This is a genomic window from Stenotrophomonas sp. AG209 (assembly GCF_003550055.1).
Lineage (GTDB): Bacteria > Pseudomonadota > Gammaproteobacteria > Xanthomonadales > Xanthomonadaceae > Stenotrophomonas.
In genome coordinates, this window is record NZ_QXDB01000006.1 from 188,824 (window position 1) to 205,293 (window position 16,470).

Below are 16,470 nucleotides of genomic sequence, written 5' to 3' on the forward strand. Positions count from 1 at the left end.
AGCGCCGCCGCCGGGCGTCAATCAGCCAGCACGGTGTCGGCGCCTTCGCCGTAGGTGGCGCGGGCGCTGCCACATCGCGCGTGGGCCGCAGCATTGGCCGGCAGGCCGGTGGCTTTGATGCCGCGCCGCGAATCGCCGTCAAACACCTCGGCGTAGCGCTCTGCGGCCATCGCATCATCGGGCAGCACGTACAGCAGAACGCGCTGCAAGGTTGATTGACCCTGCAGTGGCTGCGGTTGCCGGAAGGTGGGCACCTGCACGCGCGCGCTGTGCCATTGCGTGGGCGCAGCGACGGTCTGCCAGCGCACCTGCAGCGGCAGGTCGAGCGACATCAGCGCGACACCGGCAGGAAAGCCGTAGGCGGTGCAATCGACGGGCGCGACCGGGATGCTCGCAATGGCCCTGTCGCCGATATCCAGTGCGGTGCCATTGACTTCCATCCGCACGATCGGCGCGCTGCCGTAGTTGTGGATCTTGAACAGCACCAGGCCTTCGAAGCGGCTGCGCTCCAGCTCGTCGGCGGTGAGACCGCTGAGACGTGCCAGCGTGGGTGCGACCTCCACATGATCGCTGTAGTGGTAATAGAGGTGCACGAGCTCTGGTGTGCCCGTGCGGCGCCATCCGGTGTTGAACGGCGTGGTGTCCGGATACGCCTGGCGGACCAGTGGCACATCGGTGACGGCGCGATCTCCGGACGGCGTGGCGTAGCGGTAGTGGTCAACGGAGCGCTTCAGGCGTGCGTCTTCGTACGGGAACGCGCGGTCTGCGTCGGACTGCGTGTTGGGGTAGCGGTGGAAGGCCATGAAGCGCTCGGGCGTGTCGCCCTGCATGGGCAGATCCGGGCCAGCGCCGGAGCCGGTGGACGCGTACGGTGAGGTGTCCAGCCACAGGGGGTGCCCGCTGAGGTTGATATGCATCTCCGCGATGGGCGCACGCGAGCCACCTGCAACGCTGTCCCAACTGCGTTGCAGGGAGAGCCACACGGGGACGATGAGCAGGGCCGCGGTGGTCGGCGCGAACATCAACGCGTGTACACGGCCGGGCATGCGCCCGCGCTGCCGCACCATGTAGCGCAGCCACACCAGCAGCAGGACCAGCAGCAGCGGGAGGCCGACCCAGATCGCGACGGTGGCCAGCGCCACGACGCCCCAGCCCAGGTTGGGGGTAGCCACCGCGATCAGCGAGAGCGTGGCGATCAGCGCGGCCAGCAGCAGCGACACGCCGATGCCAACGCGGTAATTCCGGTACGAGCTGTTGGTCATCACCGTTCCATCGGCAGTGTGGGGCATGCCCCTATAGTGCAGCGGTGGTGATGGCGTGGAAAGTCGGGAACGAGGGCGCTCAGCAGCCAACCAGGCGGTCGACACCGATGCCATTGCGATGCTGGCTGCGGTATTCGGTCGGGCTGGCGTCGGCCTGGCTGCGGAAATGCCGACGGAATGATTCCTGAGAACCAAAACCGGCCTGCTCGGCAATCCACTGCAAGGGCCGGTCGGTGGTTTCCAGCAGCTCACGGGCGAAGGCCACGCGCTCGCGGATCAGCCAGTCGATGGGTGACAGGCCGGTCGCTTCCAGGAACTGCCGTTGCAGGGTGCGCTGGCTGAGTGCGGCCTGCTCGGCGAGGCTGCCAAGCGAGTGTGGTTCGCGCAGGTTGCGGCGCATCCATTCCATCAGTTTTGCCAGGCGCGAGGGCTCGCCATGGGGAATGGCGCGGCTGACACGCTGGCTGCGTCCGGCATCACGCCAGGGTGCCAACACCAGTCGTTCGGCCACCAGGTTGGCCACGCGTGCGCCGTAATCCTTGCGCACCATGTGCAGCATCATGTCCATGCCGGTGGCCGAGCCGGCCGAAGTGATGATGCTGCCGGTGTCCACGTACAGCACGTCCTCGCGCACGTCGATGCGCGGGAACTCGCGCGCGAGCGCTTCGGTGAGGCGCCAGTGGGTGGTGGCCTGGCGGCCATCGAGCAGGCCGGCCCAGGCCAGCACGAAGGCACCGGAGCAGATCGAGGCGATGCGCGCGCCACGAGCGTGGGCGCGGATGAGTGCATCGAGCAGGGCCTGCGGTGGACGTTCGCTGGGTTCGCGCCAACCGGGGATGACGATGATGTCGGCGTCATCGACGCTACCGAGATCGTAGGGCAGCTGCACCTGGGTGCTGCCGAGCATGCGCAGTGCGCCGGGCTCGCCTGCGCACAGCTGGGTGCGGTACCAGGCGACGCCCAGCTCGGGCCTTATCGGCGCGAACAGGCCCACCGCACAGCCGAACTCGAACAGCCCCTGGCCGTGGCAGGCAACGATGGCGACGAGCGGCGCGGTGGGATCGGCGGGTGGGCTGGGCATGGCTTGATGCTACGGCGGCGGTGCGGGGCGCTGAGTGGTGCGCGGGCATGAGGTGATGCTGGGCGGGCATATGGAGGCTGGGGTCGGATCCCTTCCGCAGGAAGGGCTCTGACCCCGTGAAGGGATGCGTGCCTGGGGTCGGAGCCCTTTCCTTTGGAAAGGGATCCAACCCCGTGTGTGCAGGCCGCCTAACGTCATTACCAGCGGTCATGTGGGTGGCCGGATGTTACGGCTGGGTGACGCGATCCCGCCTGTCGCGGTGGGTGAACAGGCCCTTGAATGGAAGCGTGTTTCCGGCCCACCCCCACGAGCCCCCATGCCTGCCGCCTACGCCCCAGTCCTGAGCACTCTTGCCGTCCTGATCGCAGCCGCCCTCGCTGCGACGCCCAGCCATGCCGCGGAAGCCGATGCGGATCCTGCCACCACCGCGGCGACGGCCAATGTTGCTGCATCCACGCTGGATGCGGTGGTGGTGACCGGCTCACGCACCAGCACGCGCACGGTAAAGAACAGTTCCACACCGATCGACGTGATCTCCGCCGAGGACCTCGCTGCTACCGGGCAGGGCAACCTGCTGGAAGCGCTGCAGCGCAGCCTGCCGTCGCTGAGCCAGATCGGTGGCTACCAGAGTGATCAGGAAAGCCTCATCCGCGGCTATCAGCTGCGCAACCTGTCGCCGGGCTACACACTGGTACTGGTCAACGGCAAGCGCCGCAATGCCAGTGCCTATGTGAGCGGTGCCAATGGGGGCGGCTTCCCCGGCCATGCCTGGGCGGACCTGGCGTTGATTCCGGTCTCGGCCATCGACCATGTGGAAGTACTGCGCGATGGCGCTTCGGCCATCTACGGTTCGGATGCGATCACCGGCGTGGTCAACGTGATCCTGAAATCGCAGGCACACGGTGGTGATGTGTCGGTGGAGAGCGGGCAGAGCATCGATGGTGATGGTTCGCGTACCAGCGTGCGCGCCAACGTCGGCCTGCCGTGGGGCGAGGATGGCTTCATCAACCTGTCCGGTGAGACCACCCGCCAGCACCATGCAATCCGCACCCGGCGCTACATCGACGGCTACCTGAGCTATCCGGCCGTGGATGGCAACGGCAATCTGGTGGCGCTGCGGCCGAACAATCGATTGCCAGCAGGTGCCGCGCCGAACCCGGCCGAGGCCAGCCGCAATGCCGAAGCCAATACCATCCTCAGCTCGCCGTCGTATGCGTTGAAGGCCTTCGCGGTGAACGTGGGCCATGGTCTGGGTGAGAGCGCGCAGTTCTACGCCAACGCCACGGCCAGCGACCGCACCGCGCAGGCGATCCAGAACTTCCGCCTGCCGGCGACGATCTTCACCACCTACAAGGCCCCCGGCGTGCTGAGCGTGTTTCCCGATGGCTTCCTGCCGGTGCTGGAAACCAAGGAAAAGCAGTACACCGGTACGGCCGGTGTGAAAGGCCAGATCGCGGGTTGGGACTACGACGCCAGCCTGACCGGCAACCGCAGCACAGTGCGCACCTATACCCGTAATTCGGTGAACTACTCGCTGCCGTACCCCGGTTCGCCCACCGATTTCTACGACGGCAAGCTGGACTACCAGCAGGGCATTGCCAACCTCGACCTGCGCCGTGGTTTCGAGGTGGCGGCATTTGCTTCGCCGCTGGAGGTGAGCGCGGGCGCCGAGTATCAGCACGAACAGTACGAGCGCGGGGCGGGGCAGTGGGAGTCGTATACCGGCTTCGGCGCTGCAGCCTTCGTCGGCTATTCCACCGCCGACGCGGTGAAGGCGACCCGTAGCAGCAAGGCGGTGTACGTGGGTGCGGCCACCAACATCACCTCGCGCTGGTACCTGGATGCTGCCGCGCGCTGGGAAGACCATTCCGATTTCGGCAGCGTTTCCACCGGCCGCCTGACCACGCGCTTCGATTTCACCGACGCGCTGGGTGTGCGGGCAACGGTCAGCAATGGCTTCCACGCGCCCAGCCTGGGTGCGCAGTACTACCAGGCAACCGGCAGCTGCCCGTGCGGGACCACGCTGGTGGCGCAGGTGTCTTCGCCGGCGGCTCTCGCGCTGGGCGCAACGCCGCTGAAGCCAGAGAAGGCCACCAACTACAGCCTGGGCGTGACCTGGGATCCGAGCCCGGCCTTCCACCTGGCAGTGGATGCCTATCAGATCGACATCCGCGGCCAGCTCGGCCAGTCCAGCCAGATCGGCTACAACGCGCAGGATCCGGCGCGCATCACCGACAACAGCGGGACGGTGCTGAGTGCGGCGCAGAAGAGCACCATCGATGCGCTGCTGGGTTCGGCCGGCATCAGCATCCTGCCGGGTGATGCGTTCTACGCCAGCTATTTCACCAACGTGGGCAATACCCGTACACGCGGTGTGGAGCTGACCCTGGAAGCGAACCAGGAAACCGCCTGGGGCAAGCTGCGCTGGAGCTACGCGGCCAATGTCGGCCGTACCACGATCCAGAAGGTGAGCGACATTCCGGCGGCGCTGCAGGGCCTGCCTAACATCAACCTGCTGACCAAATCCAGCGAGTACGCGCTGCGCTTCCGCACGCCCAGCTATACGCAGGTGGCGGGATTGGGCTGGCAGCACGGGCGCTGGCGCTCGAACCTGGACTTCACCTACTACGGCCCGATCAAGCGGCTGAACAACGGCGTGGAGTACCGGCAGCCGCCGGTGCTGGTGACCAACCTGTCCGGCGGCGTGGAGCTGGGTGGGGGCTGGAGCGCGGCGCTGGGCATCAACAACGTGTTCGACAAGCGCACGCGCAAGGTGCCGGAGTACGCGCGCAGTGCGACCGATGCGGCGAGTATCGAGACCACCTGGGACAGCGGCGATGTGCTGAGCAATGTGGGTGCGTACTGGTATGGGCGGGTCAGTTACCGGTTCTGATCTGGAGCAGTCGAGCATGGCTCGACTCTACAGAAGCGAAAGGCGGCCGGACGTAGTTCGGCATCATCGAGGAGCAGTTCATGTCTTCTGCATTGAAGGTGGTTGCATTGGTGGGGTCGCCGACCAGCTCGGCGACGTCGCGCACGTTGTTGCTGGTGCGGCATCTGCTGGACTCGCTGCAGCAGCGGGTGCACGCCAGCGTGGAGCTGGTGGAGCTGGCGCCGATCGCGCGTTCACTGGGCCAGTCGTTGTCGCGCGATGAGGCGGGGCCGGCAGTGGAGCAGGCACTGCAGGCTATCGAGGCGGCAGAGCTGCTGGTGGTGGCCGCGCCGGTGTATCGCGGCTCGTATCCTGGGTTGTTCAAGCACCTGGTCGACTTCATCGGGCTGGAGGCGCTGGTGGATACGCCGGTGCTGCTGGCAGCGACCGGTGGCAGCGAGCGCCATGCGCTGGTGATCGACCACCAGCTGCGGCCGTTGTTCAGTTTCCTGCAGGCGCACACGCTGCCGATCGGCGTGTATGCCACGCCCGCCGACTTCGAGGGCGAGCGCATCAACAGTGCAGCCTTGCAGGCACGCATCGCGCTGGCGACCGAGCGCGCAGCCGGCCATCTGGCTACGCAGGCGCTGGCCGTGGCGGCGCCGCTGCGACGCATCGCCTGACGCCATAACCGGCAGCGCTTTGCTTATGGCCACGCCGCATTTGCATGGCCGGATCTGACCGCCGATTGTCGCCAGGCATCGCTGCCGCGGCCGCCGACATCTCTAGCATCGATATCGAAGCGGCATCGCATTGCCGGCCCCGATGAGGACGACCCCAGTGACTTTCGACGCAGCAAGCAAACCCATCCTGTTCCTGCTCGACCGTGAGTTCGAGGACGGCCAGATTCCCGGCCAGCGCTTCTTCTGCCGGCACAGCCTGTTGCTGGAGGGCGCGCTGTCGAGCATCGATGGCCTGGACGCGCAGCTGGACGTACGCCGCATCGGCTTTGCCCGGCCGCGCCGGGAGGTGATCGCCGAGATCGGCGAGCAGGACCAGTCGCTGCCGAAGCTGGTGCTGCCTCAAGGCGTGCGCAGCGAACTGGCCAGTGGCGCGCACCAGGACCGCCAGTACATCTCCGGTGCCGAGCCGATCCTGGCCGCGCTGAACGGCTTGCTTGGCATTCCCGTGGCCCACCCCTGAGCGAGGACGCGACCATGAGTTATCAGATCAGCGTGCTGGACAAGAGCCCGGTCGCCGAAGGTGCCTCGCCGGAGCAGGCGCTGCGCAACAGCCTGCAGCTGGCGCAGCGCGCCGAGCAGCTGGGCTACCACCGCTACTGGTTTGCCGAGCACCATGCTGCGCCGACGCTGGCCAGCCCGGCACCGGAAGTGCTGGCTGCGTGGGTACTGGCACAGACCCGGCGCATCCGCATCGGTAGTGGTGGGGTCATGCTGCGCCACTACGCACCCTACAAAGTGGCGGAGAACTTCAACCTGCTGGCAGCGTTGGCGCCAGGGCGCGTCGATCTGGGTGTGGGCAAGGCCCCCGGTGGCCTGCCGGCCTCGACCGCCGCGCTGGCGGCCGGGCGCCCGGCGTTCGCCGACTTCGACCAGCAACTGCGCGACCTGGAAGGCTATCTGTCCGGCGCCGAAACCGAGGCACAGGCACGGCCGGTTCCACAGCAGGTGCCGGAACGTTTCCTGCTCGGCGCCAGCCCGCAGAGCGCAAACCAGGCGGCCGAGCTCGGCTGGCGCTTCGTCTACGCCGCGCACTTCGATGGTGACCCAAAGCATATCGAGGCCGCGTTCGATGCCTACCGCAGCGCTTCCACGCAGCCACCGCTGCTGGCCACGGTGGCCTTCGCCGCGCCGACCGCCGAAGCCGCGGCGCGTCATATCGGTGCGCTGCGCGTCTACAAGCTGCACCTCGGTCCCGGGCAGACGGTGAATCTGCCCAGCTCCGAAGCAGCTGCCGAGTACGCGCGCCAGGTGGGCGTGGCCGACTTCCGCATCGAAGAAACGCGCCCCAGCGTGCTGTCCGGTGATGCGCAGCACGTGCGTGACGAACTGGACGCACTGCACCGGCGTTTCGGCGTGGGCGAATTCATCCTCGATGCACCGGTGGCCGACCTGGACGCACGCCTGACATCCCTTGAACTGCTGTCGCCCGCGCCACGCGCGGCGGTGGCCTGACCTGCAGGAGCGATTCCCATGAGCACGACCCCGCGCCACATTCCGTTCGGCATCATGCTGCAGGGCCCCGGCAGCCACATGCACGCGTGGAAGCACCCATCCAATCCGGCCGACGCCAGCGTCAACCTGCAGTTCTACATCGACATCGCGCGTACCGCCGAGGACAACGGCATCGCCTTTGGTTTCGTGGCCGACGGCCTGTACATCAACGAGAAGTCGATCCCGCACTTCCTCAACCGCTTCGAGCCGATCTCGCTGCTGTCGGCGCTGGCCACGGCGACGAAGAAGATTGGCCTGGCCGGCACGCTGTCGACCTCCTACAGCGACCCGTTCACCGTGGCCCGCCAGTTCGCTTCGCTGGACCTGCTCAGCGGAGGTCGCGCCGGCTGGAACGTGGTGACGTCGCCGTTGGAGGGGTCGGGGCGCAATTACGGCCGCCCCCACCCCGAGCATGCGCTGCGCTACCAGATCGCCGACGAGTACCTGGAGGTGGTGCAGGGGCTGTGGGATTCCTGGGATGATGATGCCTTTGTGCGTGAGCGCGACACTGGCACGTTCTTCGCGCCGGAAAAATTCCGCCGCCTCGACCACAAGGGACGCTTTTTCCAGGTGGAAGGGCCGCTCAACATCCAGCGTTCGCCGCAGGGCCAGCCGGTGATCTTCCAGGCCGGTTCGTCCGACGATGGCATCGCGCTGGCCGGCAAGTATGCCGATGCGGTGTTCACCCATTCGCCGTCGCTGGAAGAAACCCGCGCGTTCACCCAGAAGGTGAAGAACTCGGCGATCGCGCACGGCCGCAGCGGCAACGACGTGAAGATCTTCCCGGGCATCGGCCCCATCGTCGGCCGCACCGCGGAGGAGGCTGAAGCCAAGTACCAGGCGATCGCCGCGCTGGCCACGCTGGAGGATGCGCTGGCGTACCTGGGGCGCTTCTTCGACCACCACGATTTCAGCCAGTACGATCCGGACGCACCGTTCCCGGAGCTGGGTGACATCGGCAGCAACTCGTTCCGTTCCACCACCGACCGCATCAAGCAGGACGCGCACGAGAAGGGCCTGAGCCTGCGCCAGGTGGCACTGGAAGCGGTGAGCCCGCGACCGAATTTCATCGGCACGCCGGAACATGTGGCCGACGAGTTGATCCGGTGGTTCGATGCCGGTGCCAGCGACGGCTTCATCCTCGGTTTCGCGGCACAGCGCGAAGGCCTGGACGATTTCGTGACCCAGGTGCTGCCGATCCTGCAGGTGCGCGGCTACCACCAGCGTGAGCTGGAAGGGCAGACTCTGCGCGCGCATCTGGGCCTGCCGTACAAGGCCAGCCGCCACTCGACCGACGCCGAGCCGGCGCGGAAGGCAGGGTAAGGCGATGAGCGGAGAAAGCGCGGTAGCACCGGGCCATGCCCAGCGGAATTCCCGAACGACGGGTATATTGCCCGACATCGCGGCGCGCGCCGAGGCGGCCATCGTGATCCGCCATGACCTGCACCGGCACCCGGAGCTGGCCTTCGAGGAACACCGCACCAGCGCACGCGTGGCCGAGCTGTTGCAGCAGTGGGGCTATGAGGTCACCACCGGCCTCGGCGGCACCGGCGTGGTCGGTACGTTGCAGCGCGGGCAGGGCAGCCGTCGCCTGGGCCTGCGCGCCGACATCGATGCACTGCCGATCCACGAGGATTCCGGATTGGCGTACGCCAGCCAGACCGAGGGGCTGATGCATGCCTGCGGCCACGATGGGCACACCGCGATTCTGCTGTCCGCGGCGCACTACCTGGCCCATCACGGCCGCATCGACGGCACCCTGCAGCTGGTGTTCCAGCCGGCCGAGGAAACCGGTTCGGGCGCTTCGAAGATGATCGCCGATGGCCTGTTCGAGCGCTTCCCGGTGGATGCGATCTATGGCATGCACAACTGGCCGGGCGTGCCAGTGGGACACTTCGGTTTCGTCGATGGTCCGGCGATGGCGTCGGTGGACTGGGCGCGGCTGAAAGTGATCGGCAAGGGCGGCCACGGTGCCGAGCCGCAGGGCAGCGTCGATCCGATCCTGGCGGCAGCGCACATCGTCACCGCGCTGCAGAGCGTGGTGTCGCGCAATGTCGATCCGCGGCAGATGGGCGTGGTCACCGTCGGTTCGATCCACGGCGGGCAGGCCGCCAATGTGATCCCGGACGTCGTCGAGTTGAAGCTGACCGTGCGCGCCTACCTGCCGGAAGTGCGCGACACGCTGCGGCGCCGGGTCACCGAGATTGCCGAGCAGACTGCTGCCGCGTTCGGTGCGCGCGCCGAGATCGCGTTTCCGCGTGGCTTCCCCAGCGTGATCAACCATCCACGGCAGACCGCCTACATCCGCGACGTGGCCGTACAGGGCTTCGGCAGCGAACAGGTGGTGCCGGAGTTCGCGCCGCGCACGGCCAGCGAAGACTTCGCCTTCTTGCTGCAGGCGCGGCCCGGGAGTTTCGTGTTCGTCGGCAACGGCGACAGCGCACCGTTGCACAGCCCGCGCTATGTGTTCAACGACGCCGCCATCGCACCCGCCGCCAGCCTGTGGGCGCGGCTGGCCGAAGACTATCTGGTGAAGGATGTGGCATGAGCAGCAACGAACGCTTCCTCTATACCTCGGTGGACGATCCACTGGCGCGGCCTCTGTTCGATGGGCTGGAACAGGAGTACGACAGCCGCTACGCCGACGTGCGCCGGCGCATCGGCGGCAGTGCCCGCGAGGAGCTGCAGCGCTACCCGGCGCAGGCGTTCGCGGCGCCGGTAGGGGCGTTCGTGCTGCTGCTGCGCGAGGGTGTGGCGATCTCCGGCGGTGCCTTCATGCCGCACCGCGATCCGGATACCGCCGAATTCAAGCGCATCTGGACGCTGCCGGGGCTGCGCCGCCAGGGCATCGCGCGTCGCGTGCTGCAGGAGCTGGAAGACCAGGCGGCGCGGCAAGGGTACCGGCGGGTGTTCCTGACGACCGGCTTCCGTCAGCCTGAAGCGGTCGGCCTGTACCTCAGCCATGGCTACACCGCGCTGTTCGACCTGCAGGCCGACCCGGAAACCATCGCGCATCTGCCGTTCGAGAAGCACTTGAGCGTATCGGCGCCGGTCGTTGTGCCATCACAGGCCGTGTTGCATGGAGCCCACGCATGAGCACGCCTTCGACCGCGCTGGATGGCATTGCCGCACGCCCGGCGCCAGCACCGGCGTTGAAGATCGTGCCGGCCCGGCATCCGTTGCAGGTGGTCGGCACGGTGCTGGCACTGGCCCTGATCCTGATCGGGCTGCAATCGGTGCTGGGCAACCCGCGCTGGGGCTGGGGCACGTTCGCCGAGTGGTTCTTCGCACGCCCGGTGCTGGAGGGCCTGGGCCGTACGCTGCTGCTGACCGCGCTCGGTACCGGCCTCGGTTTCGCGCTGGGCACCTTGCTGGCGTTGGCCCGCGTCTCCGGCTCGCCCCTGCTGTCGGCGGTGTCGTGGGGCTATGTGTGGCTGTTCCGTTCGATTCCGCTGCTGGTGCTGTTGCTGCTGCTGAACAACCTGGGCTACCTGTACAGCACCATCGAGCTGGGGGTTCCGTTCACCGGCATCAGTCTATTCTCGTACCCGACCACGCAGCTGATCGGCGTGTTCACCGCCGCAGTGCTGGGTCTCACCTTGAACCAGGCCGCGTTCTCGGCCGAGGTGATCCGTGGCGGCATTCTGTCGGTCGACCATGGCCAGTACGAGGCCGCAGCGGCGCTTGGCCTGCCACGTGGCCGCCAGGTGCGTCGCATCATCCTGCCGCAGGCGATGCGCTCGATCCTGCCGGCGGCGTTCAACGATGTGATCGGCCTGGCCAAGAGCACCTCGGTGGTCTACGTGCTGGCGCTGCCGGAGCTGTTCTACACGGTACAGGTGATCTACCGGCGCAACCTGGAAGTGGTGCCGCTGCTGATGGTGGCCACGGTCTGGTACCTGGTGATCCTCACCGTGCTGTCGCTGCTGCAGCGACGCGTGGAGCAGCGCTTTGCGCGCGGCCAACTGCAGCGCGAGCGCTCGGTATCGCGTGTCTCGTCACCGACGTTCGCCACAGGTGAGGCTGCACCGCGCGTGGTCAATCGCCCGCGCATCGCCGCGCAGGTTGAAGCGGGTGAGGGGGCATCGGTGTCGCTGCATGGTGTAGGCAAGGTGTTCGGCGACCAGCCGGTGCTGGAAGACGTGAACCTTGACCTGCGCGCGGGCAGCGTGACCGTGCTGATCGGCCCGTCCGGTGCCGGCAAGTCCACGCTGCTCCGGCTGATCAACCACCTGGAACGTGCCGACAGCGGTTACGTGACCGTGGGCGGCCAGCTGATCGGCTACCGCCGCGACGGCGACACCCTGTACGAGCTGCCGGAGCGCGAGATCCGCCGCCGTCGTGCGGAAGTGGGCATGGTGTTCCAGGGCTTCAACCTGTTCCCGCACCTGACCGCGCTGGAGAACATCATCGAGGCGCCGATCGCGGTGCGCGGCGTGCACCGCGCGCAGGCCGAGCAGCAGGCGCGCACGCTGCTGGAACGGGTTGGCCTGGCCGACAAGGCCGATGCCTTCCCGCGCCAGCTGTCCGGCGGCCAGCAGCAGCGCATCGCGATTGCCCGCGCGCTGGCGCTGCAACCCAAGGTACTGCTGTTCGACGAACCCACGTCGGCGCTGGACCCGGAACTGGTGGCCGAGGTGCTGAGCGTGATCGAGGAGCTGGCCAGCTCCGGTACCACGCTGGTGATCGTCACCCATGAGCTGAGCTTCGCCCGCCGCGTGGCCGACCACGTGGTGATGATGGACCAGGGGCGGGTGATCGAGCAGGGCACGCCCGAGGCGCTGTTCGAACGTCCGCGCCAGCAACGCACCGCCGATTTCCTGGCCAAGACCCTGTAACTGCGAAAGGAACACCATGAGCCCTGCAACACCGCGTCGCCCCTCGCGCAGCACCCTGTTGATCGTGGGCGTGCTGGTCATTGGCATCGTCGGCATCGTCTACTCGCGCGTGCGGCAGGCACCGGACGCGAGCACCGTGGCCGCGACCAGCCTGGCCGGTGCGAACACGGCCGTGCTGAAAGGCACGCTCGATCCGAAGGCGCAGGCGTTGATTCCCGCCGGCTACCGCTTCGTCACGCCCGGCACGTTCACTGTGGCCACCCATCCTGGGCAGCTGCCGCTGGCCGATTATGGTGCCGACAGCAAGGACGTGGTCGGTATCGAGCCGGACATCGCACGGCTGATCGCCGATGGGCTGGGCCTGAAGCTGGTGATCGTGCCGGTGGCGTGGGCCGACTGGCCGCTGGGGCTGGAATCAGGCAAGTACGATGCGGTGCTGTCGAACGTAACGGTTACCGAAGAGCGCAAGAAGAAGTTCGATTTCTCCAGCTACCGTTATGATCTGCTGGGCATCTACACGCGCACTGATGGGCCGATCCAGAAGATCGAAAAGCCGGCCGACGTTGCCGGGCTGAAGGTGGTGGTCGGTGCCAGCACCAACCAGGACCAGATCCTGCGGCAGTGGGACCAGCAGAATATTGCGGCGGGATTGAAGCCGGTGGAGTACCAGTACTTCGATGACGCCGTGGTCGGCCGGCTGGCGGTGATCACCGGCCGCGCCGATGTCTCGTTCGAGCCCAACGCCACTGGTGCCTATTCGGCGCGGGACGGCAAGGTGCGGCGTGTGGGCCTGTTCCCAGGTGGTTGGCCGAACGCTGCGGCGATCTCGGTGACCACGCGCAAGGGCAGCGGCCTGGCCGACGCGGTGACGCAGGCATTGAACACCCAGATCGGCAGCGGCACCTATGCGCAGGCATTGGCGCGCTGGAACGTGGCCGAGGAGGCCGTGGCGCAGTCGCAGACCAACCCGCCAGGGTTACCGACGCTCTGACGCCGGGCATGGCCCGGCGCTACCGCTGCTTTTGTAGAGCCGAGCCATGCTCCGCTGCTCTACCAACGCGCCTCCAGCGTTTTGAATGGCTTCGCCACGCGCACGCCCTCGGCATCGAAGTCGGAAACGCTGCGTCCATCCACACGCACCGACTTCGGCATCGTGCGCGCCGGCCACCAGACCTTCACCGCCTTTCCACTGCGCAGCCCTTCGCCAAGCGCCACCGTCAGCACCCCTTCGCGCTGCCGCGCCTGCATCTGCAACGTGCCATACGCGGTCGGCAAGCGCTCCACCGCCAACCCTTCCCCCGCCACCCAAGAGGGCGGTGTGCCCGGCAGCAGCGACAGTGCGTCATCGTCCTCGCGCATCAGCATGCCGAACAGCGTGCGGCCGTATTCGGCACCGATCCAGGTATGCGGCATGTCGCCGAGGTAGCGCGGGAAGCGCAGCCGTGAATGCACTACTTCGGCCAGCACCTGCCATTCACGCGGGCGCCGGTCGTGAAGCAGACCCTGCAACAGCTCGTCAGCCACGTCCGGCTGGCCAAGATGCACATAGCTCAGCACGTTGCGGATCTCGTACGGCGTGTAGGCGTACAGCGCACCGGGCTGGCTGCGCTTGCGCACGTCTTCCAGATAGCGGGCGAAGGTGGTCCGCAACGCATCTGCCGGCAACACGCTCTGCGCGCCGGTCGGGTCCAGTGCGATCGACACGCCCGTGGGATCGCCATCGCCCAGATCCGCCGAGGACGGGATGAAGTCGATGCCCTTCCACGCCATCGTGGCGCGGATCGAGGCGTGCAATGCGTCGTACAGCGCTTTGTACTGCTGACGTGCCCAGGCGGCGGTCTCGTGGTCACCCAGCGACTCGGCCAGCCACGCTCCGTCGTGCCACCCCTTCAGGCCCCAGTAGTCATCCCAGTAGCTGTGGGTGGGTGACGGATAGCCCTCATGGCTGATCGACGGCGCAAGGATGCCCGCGAATCGCTCCGGCGCCGGCTGGTCGGCCTTGTAGCCGGGCACCAGCGTGCGCTCGCGCAGTTCCTGCAGGAAGCGCAGTGCGGCCTTCACTTTCGGCAGGTATGCGCGCACCGACTCGGGCCCGCCATCGAGGCGGGCGACATCGGCCACCAGCGCCACGTACTGGCCCTGGCTGTCGTACTCGATGTCCGAACCGAAGCCGGTGTTGACGCTGCCATCGTCGTTGAGGATCGGCGAAACCAGGCCATTGGCATGCACGCCGTGCGCGCTGTACCAGGCCAGGTAGTCACGCGCGACGCGGGCTTCACCCATGCGCAGCAGCACCGCCGACGTGGCCATGCCATCGCGGATGAAGGAGCGGTTGTAGTTGCGTGGGCCGGGCTGCATCGCGGGGCCGGTCTGGTTGATCAGCATGTAGGCAGCCTGTGCGCGCAGCATGTCGACCAGCGAGGGATCGGGCAGGCGCAGGCCGACCTGGCCCAGCCGCGCCTGCCAATCTGCGGACGCCTGCGTGGCCAGCGTCTCGAACGCCGCATTGGCATCACGGGGCAGCGTGGCCAGATCCAGTACAGGCGCTTCGGGCAGCAGGCCATTGGCATCGGCGGCGGCGGTGCCCAGCGGGAACGCGACCACGATGGCATCGCGGGCTCCCGGCGCCAGCGACACGCGGTAGTTGAGCGCGGCGGCGGCAAGACCCTGGTCATCACGTGCCTGCTGCGAGGAAGGCAGTTCGCCGGCAGCGATGTCCGCGGTGATCTCCGTTGCGCCGTCCTTCCCGAACGGCGCCACGCCGGACGCAGCCACCGGCGTGAGCGAGTGCAGCAGCGTGCGGCCATTGATGCGCACGGCCTGTCCGTCGATGCGCACCTCGCGGATCGGCGACAGCCCGCCGTTCTGCCACGGCGGATTCATCTGCATCGGGCGCACGACCAGACTGAGCGTGCCGTCGATCCGGGTACTGCCGGTGTTGTGCAGTCGATGGCGGAGGAAGGTCACCGGCTGGCCATCGCGCTCTATGGCGAACACCTCACTGCGCAGCTCCAGCCCGGGCTGCGGCGACCAAGTGGCCGAAGGCATAGGCTTCCAGCCATCGCGCAGGGCGTGCTGTACGGGCTGCCCGGCGGCACCTGCAGCGCGCCCGTCGGCGCTTCGCCAGAGTGGCTGTACCAGCGGCGCACCCTTGAATGCTTCCAGGTTGCCGTATTCGTCGAAGATGGATTTCTGCCGCCCTGCGTGCACGCCAACGGCGGTCCAGTAGGTCTGCTGCATCTGCAGCGACGCCGGGAACAGCGCACGCTGCGCGCCGCTGGCGGCGATCTGGTAGCGCTTCATCGGTGTCATCACGGCTTTCGGGCCAAGCAGGCGCAGGCGCGCGATCTGCGGGGCTGCACCGTCCACGCTCAGGCGGAATGCACGTAGAGGTTGTGCCGTATCAGCGGCCAGCCAACTCTGCCGATGGCTGGCCGCCTGTGCATCGTGTGCGAGATCCTGCCAGCGGCCCTGTGCGTCCTGCGCCTGCAAGCGGGCGGCGCCGCGCCCGCCGTCGGCCCAGTCGACCGCGAGACCGGCTGTGGACTGGACGCGAGGCAGCATGATCTCGAGCGTATGGGATCCACCTTTTCCGGCTGGAACCGCGACGGTGCCGCCGCCTTGCCAGAGCGCCGCTGCCTGCGTTGCATCGACACCGCTGATGCGTGCGCTGAGCGTGCTGTCCAGCGGCTCCATCTCGAAGATCGACACGCCCCAATCGGAAGTGCGCTGCGGACTGGCCAGCCGCAGGTAGCGCGCCTGTCGCGGCGCGAAGTACAGCGTTTCCACGTCGCCCAGCGAATCGGCCATCGTGTACGCGGTCTGCCACTGCGTGCCGTCCAGCGAGGTCTGCAGTGAATAGCCCTCTGGATTGGAGACATCCCAGGTAAGCCGTGCGCCCGCCAGCAGCGTCGGTGCGCCCAGATCGATCTGGAACCAGTGGCCCGGACTGAAGGCACCGCCGGTGACGGTCCTGGGGTCGCCGTCGATCAGGTGGCTGATCGCCATCGCCGGTACCTGCTGAGAGGAGCTGCTGGCCTGCCATTGGCTGCGCGGGGGGAGGGTCTGTGCCTGTGCGCTGAAGGCCAGCGCGGCCAACAGCAGGGCAGCGGCACGGTGCAACGGAAAAGGCGGCGTGGAGACCTTGGAGCGTTCGGCGCGCAACGTCATTACGGACAGCCTC

12 protein-coding genes are annotated in these 16,470 nt (G+C 67.4%); 9 read left to right on the top strand and 3 right to left on the bottom strand.

Features of this window, described 5'->3' with window-relative positions:
* Positions 1 to 17 precede the first annotated feature (17 nt).
* Together DFO63_RS21660 and ftrA are read right to left on the bottom strand one after the other, a co-directional pair.
* Entirely contained in the window at positions 18 to 1,262 is a 1,245-nt protein-coding gene (locus DFO63_RS21660; protein WP_119007855.1) for a hypothetical protein, read from the bottom strand.
* A 79-nt stretch (positions 1,263 to 1,341) separates the two neighbouring features.
* Positions 1,342 to 2,343, bottom strand: coding sequence for a transcriptional regulator FtrA (gene ftrA, locus DFO63_RS21665; protein WP_119007856.1), 1,002 nt, complete (start codon positions 2,341 to 2,343; stop codon positions 1,342 to 1,344).
* Positions 2,344 to 2,659: 316 nt separating this feature from the next.
* Between ftrA and DFO63_RS21670 the strand changes: the two genes are divergently transcribed.
* From DFO63_RS21670 to DFO63_RS21710, 9 genes are all read left to right on the top strand, one after another.
* Positions 2,660 to 5,236, top strand: a complete 2,577-nt coding sequence (locus tag DFO63_RS21670) for a TonB-dependent receptor (protein ID WP_119007857.1) — start codon at positions 2,660 to 2,662, stop codon at positions 5,234 to 5,236.
* Positions 5,237 to 5,316: 80 nt separating this feature from the next.
* Positions 5,317 to 5,898: an FMN reductase gene (gene msuE / locus DFO63_RS21675; RefSeq protein WP_119007858.1), complete on the top strand. Its 582-nt coding sequence runs from the start codon at positions 5,317 to 5,319 to the stop codon at positions 5,896 to 5,898.
* A gap of 157 nt (positions 5,899 to 6,055) precedes the next feature.
* Positions 6,056 to 6,418: a DUF3088 family protein gene (locus tag DFO63_RS21680; RefSeq protein WP_012510830.1), complete on the top strand. Its 363-nt coding sequence runs from the start codon at positions 6,056 to 6,058 to the stop codon at positions 6,416 to 6,418.
* Between the two features lie 14 nt (positions 6,419 to 6,432).
* Positions 6,433 to 7,410, top strand: a complete 978-nt coding sequence (locus DFO63_RS21685) for an MsnO8 family LLM class oxidoreductase (protein ID WP_119007859.1) — start codon at positions 6,433 to 6,435, stop codon at positions 7,408 to 7,410.
* Positions 7,411 to 7,428: 18 nt separating this feature from the next.
* Positions 7,429 to 8,772 carry an LLM class flavin-dependent oxidoreductase gene (locus tag DFO63_RS21690; RefSeq protein WP_119007860.1) on the top strand — a complete coding sequence of 448 codons (1,344 nt, stop codon included), beginning with the start codon at positions 7,429 to 7,431 and terminating at the stop codon, positions 8,770 to 8,772.
* Between the two features lie 4 nt (positions 8,773 to 8,776).
* Positions 8,777 to 9,997: a M20 aminoacylase family protein gene (locus DFO63_RS21695; RefSeq protein WP_119007861.1), complete on the top strand. Its 1,221-nt coding sequence runs from the start codon at positions 8,777 to 8,779 to the stop codon at positions 9,995 to 9,997.
* Complete coding sequence (locus tag DFO63_RS21700; RefSeq protein ID WP_049445818.1) at positions 9,994 to 10,545, top strand: GNAT family N-acetyltransferase; 552 nt, start codon at positions 9,994 to 9,996, stop codon at positions 10,543 to 10,545. Before DFO63_RS21695 ends, DFO63_RS21700 begins: the two co-directional genes overlap by 4 nt.
* Positions 10,542 to 12,287: an amino acid ABC transporter permease/ATP-binding protein gene (locus DFO63_RS22450; RefSeq protein ID WP_119007862.1), complete on the top strand. Its 1,746-nt coding sequence runs from the start codon at positions 10,542 to 10,544 to the stop codon at positions 12,285 to 12,287. The genes DFO63_RS21700 and DFO63_RS22450 overlap by 4 nt, the downstream gene beginning before the upstream one ends.
* 16 nt (positions 12,288 to 12,303) lie before the next feature.
* The gene (locus DFO63_RS21710; protein WP_119007863.1) at positions 12,304 to 13,278 is read left to right on the top strand and encodes an ABC transporter substrate-binding protein; all 975 of its coding nucleotides are present in this window, start codon (positions 12,304 to 12,306) and stop codon (positions 13,276 to 13,278) included.
* A 59-nt stretch (positions 13,279 to 13,337) separates the two neighbouring features.
* On the opposite strand, the gene DFO63_RS21715 is transcribed toward DFO63_RS21710, so the two are convergent.
* A complete protein-coding gene (locus DFO63_RS21715; RefSeq protein WP_119007864.1) occupies positions 13,338 to 16,457 on the bottom strand; it encodes a discoidin domain-containing protein in 3,120 nt (1,039 codons plus the stop codon).
* Positions 16,458 to 16,470 lie beyond the last annotated feature (13 nt).

What these genes read in the sequence shown, in the direction of transcription:
- DFO63_RS21660 (WP_119007855.1), bottom strand. Translation starts at nt 1,262, where the DNA reads ATGACCAACAGCTCGTACCGGAATTACCGCGTTGGCATCGGCGTGTCG.
- ftrA (WP_119007856.1), bottom strand. Translation starts at nt 2,343, where the DNA reads ATGCCCAGCCCACCCGCCGATCCCACCGCGCCGCTCGTCGCCATCGTT.
- DFO63_RS21670 (WP_119007857.1), top strand. Translation starts at nt 2,660, where the DNA reads ATGCCTGCCGCCTACGCCCCAGTCCTGAGCACTCTTGCCGTCCTGATC.
- msuE (WP_119007858.1), top strand. Translation starts at nt 5,317, where the DNA reads ATGTCTTCTGCATTGAAGGTGGTTGCATTGGTGGGGTCGCCGACCAGC.
- DFO63_RS21685 (WP_119007859.1), top strand. Translation starts at nt 6,433, where the DNA reads ATGAGTTATCAGATCAGCGTGCTGGACAAGAGCCCGGTCGCCGAAGGT.
- DFO63_RS21690 (WP_119007860.1), top strand. Translation starts at nt 7,429, where the DNA reads ATGAGCACGACCCCGCGCCACATTCCGTTCGGCATCATGCTGCAGGGC.
- DFO63_RS21695 (WP_119007861.1), top strand. Translation starts at nt 8,777, where the DNA reads ATGAGCGGAGAAAGCGCGGTAGCACCGGGCCATGCCCAGCGGAATTCC.
- DFO63_RS21700 (WP_049445818.1), top strand. Translation starts at nt 9,994, where the DNA reads ATGAGCAGCAACGAACGCTTCCTCTATACCTCGGTGGACGATCCACTG.
- DFO63_RS22450 (WP_119007862.1), top strand. Translation starts at nt 10,542, where the DNA reads ATGAGCACGCCTTCGACCGCGCTGGATGGCATTGCCGCACGCCCGGCG.
- DFO63_RS21710 (WP_119007863.1), top strand. Translation starts at nt 12,304, where the DNA reads ATGAGCCCTGCAACACCGCGTCGCCCCTCGCGCAGCACCCTGTTGATC.
- DFO63_RS21715 (WP_119007864.1), bottom strand. Translation starts at nt 16,457, where the DNA reads ATGACGTTGCGCGCCGAACGCTCCAAGGTCTCCACGCCGCCTTTTCCG.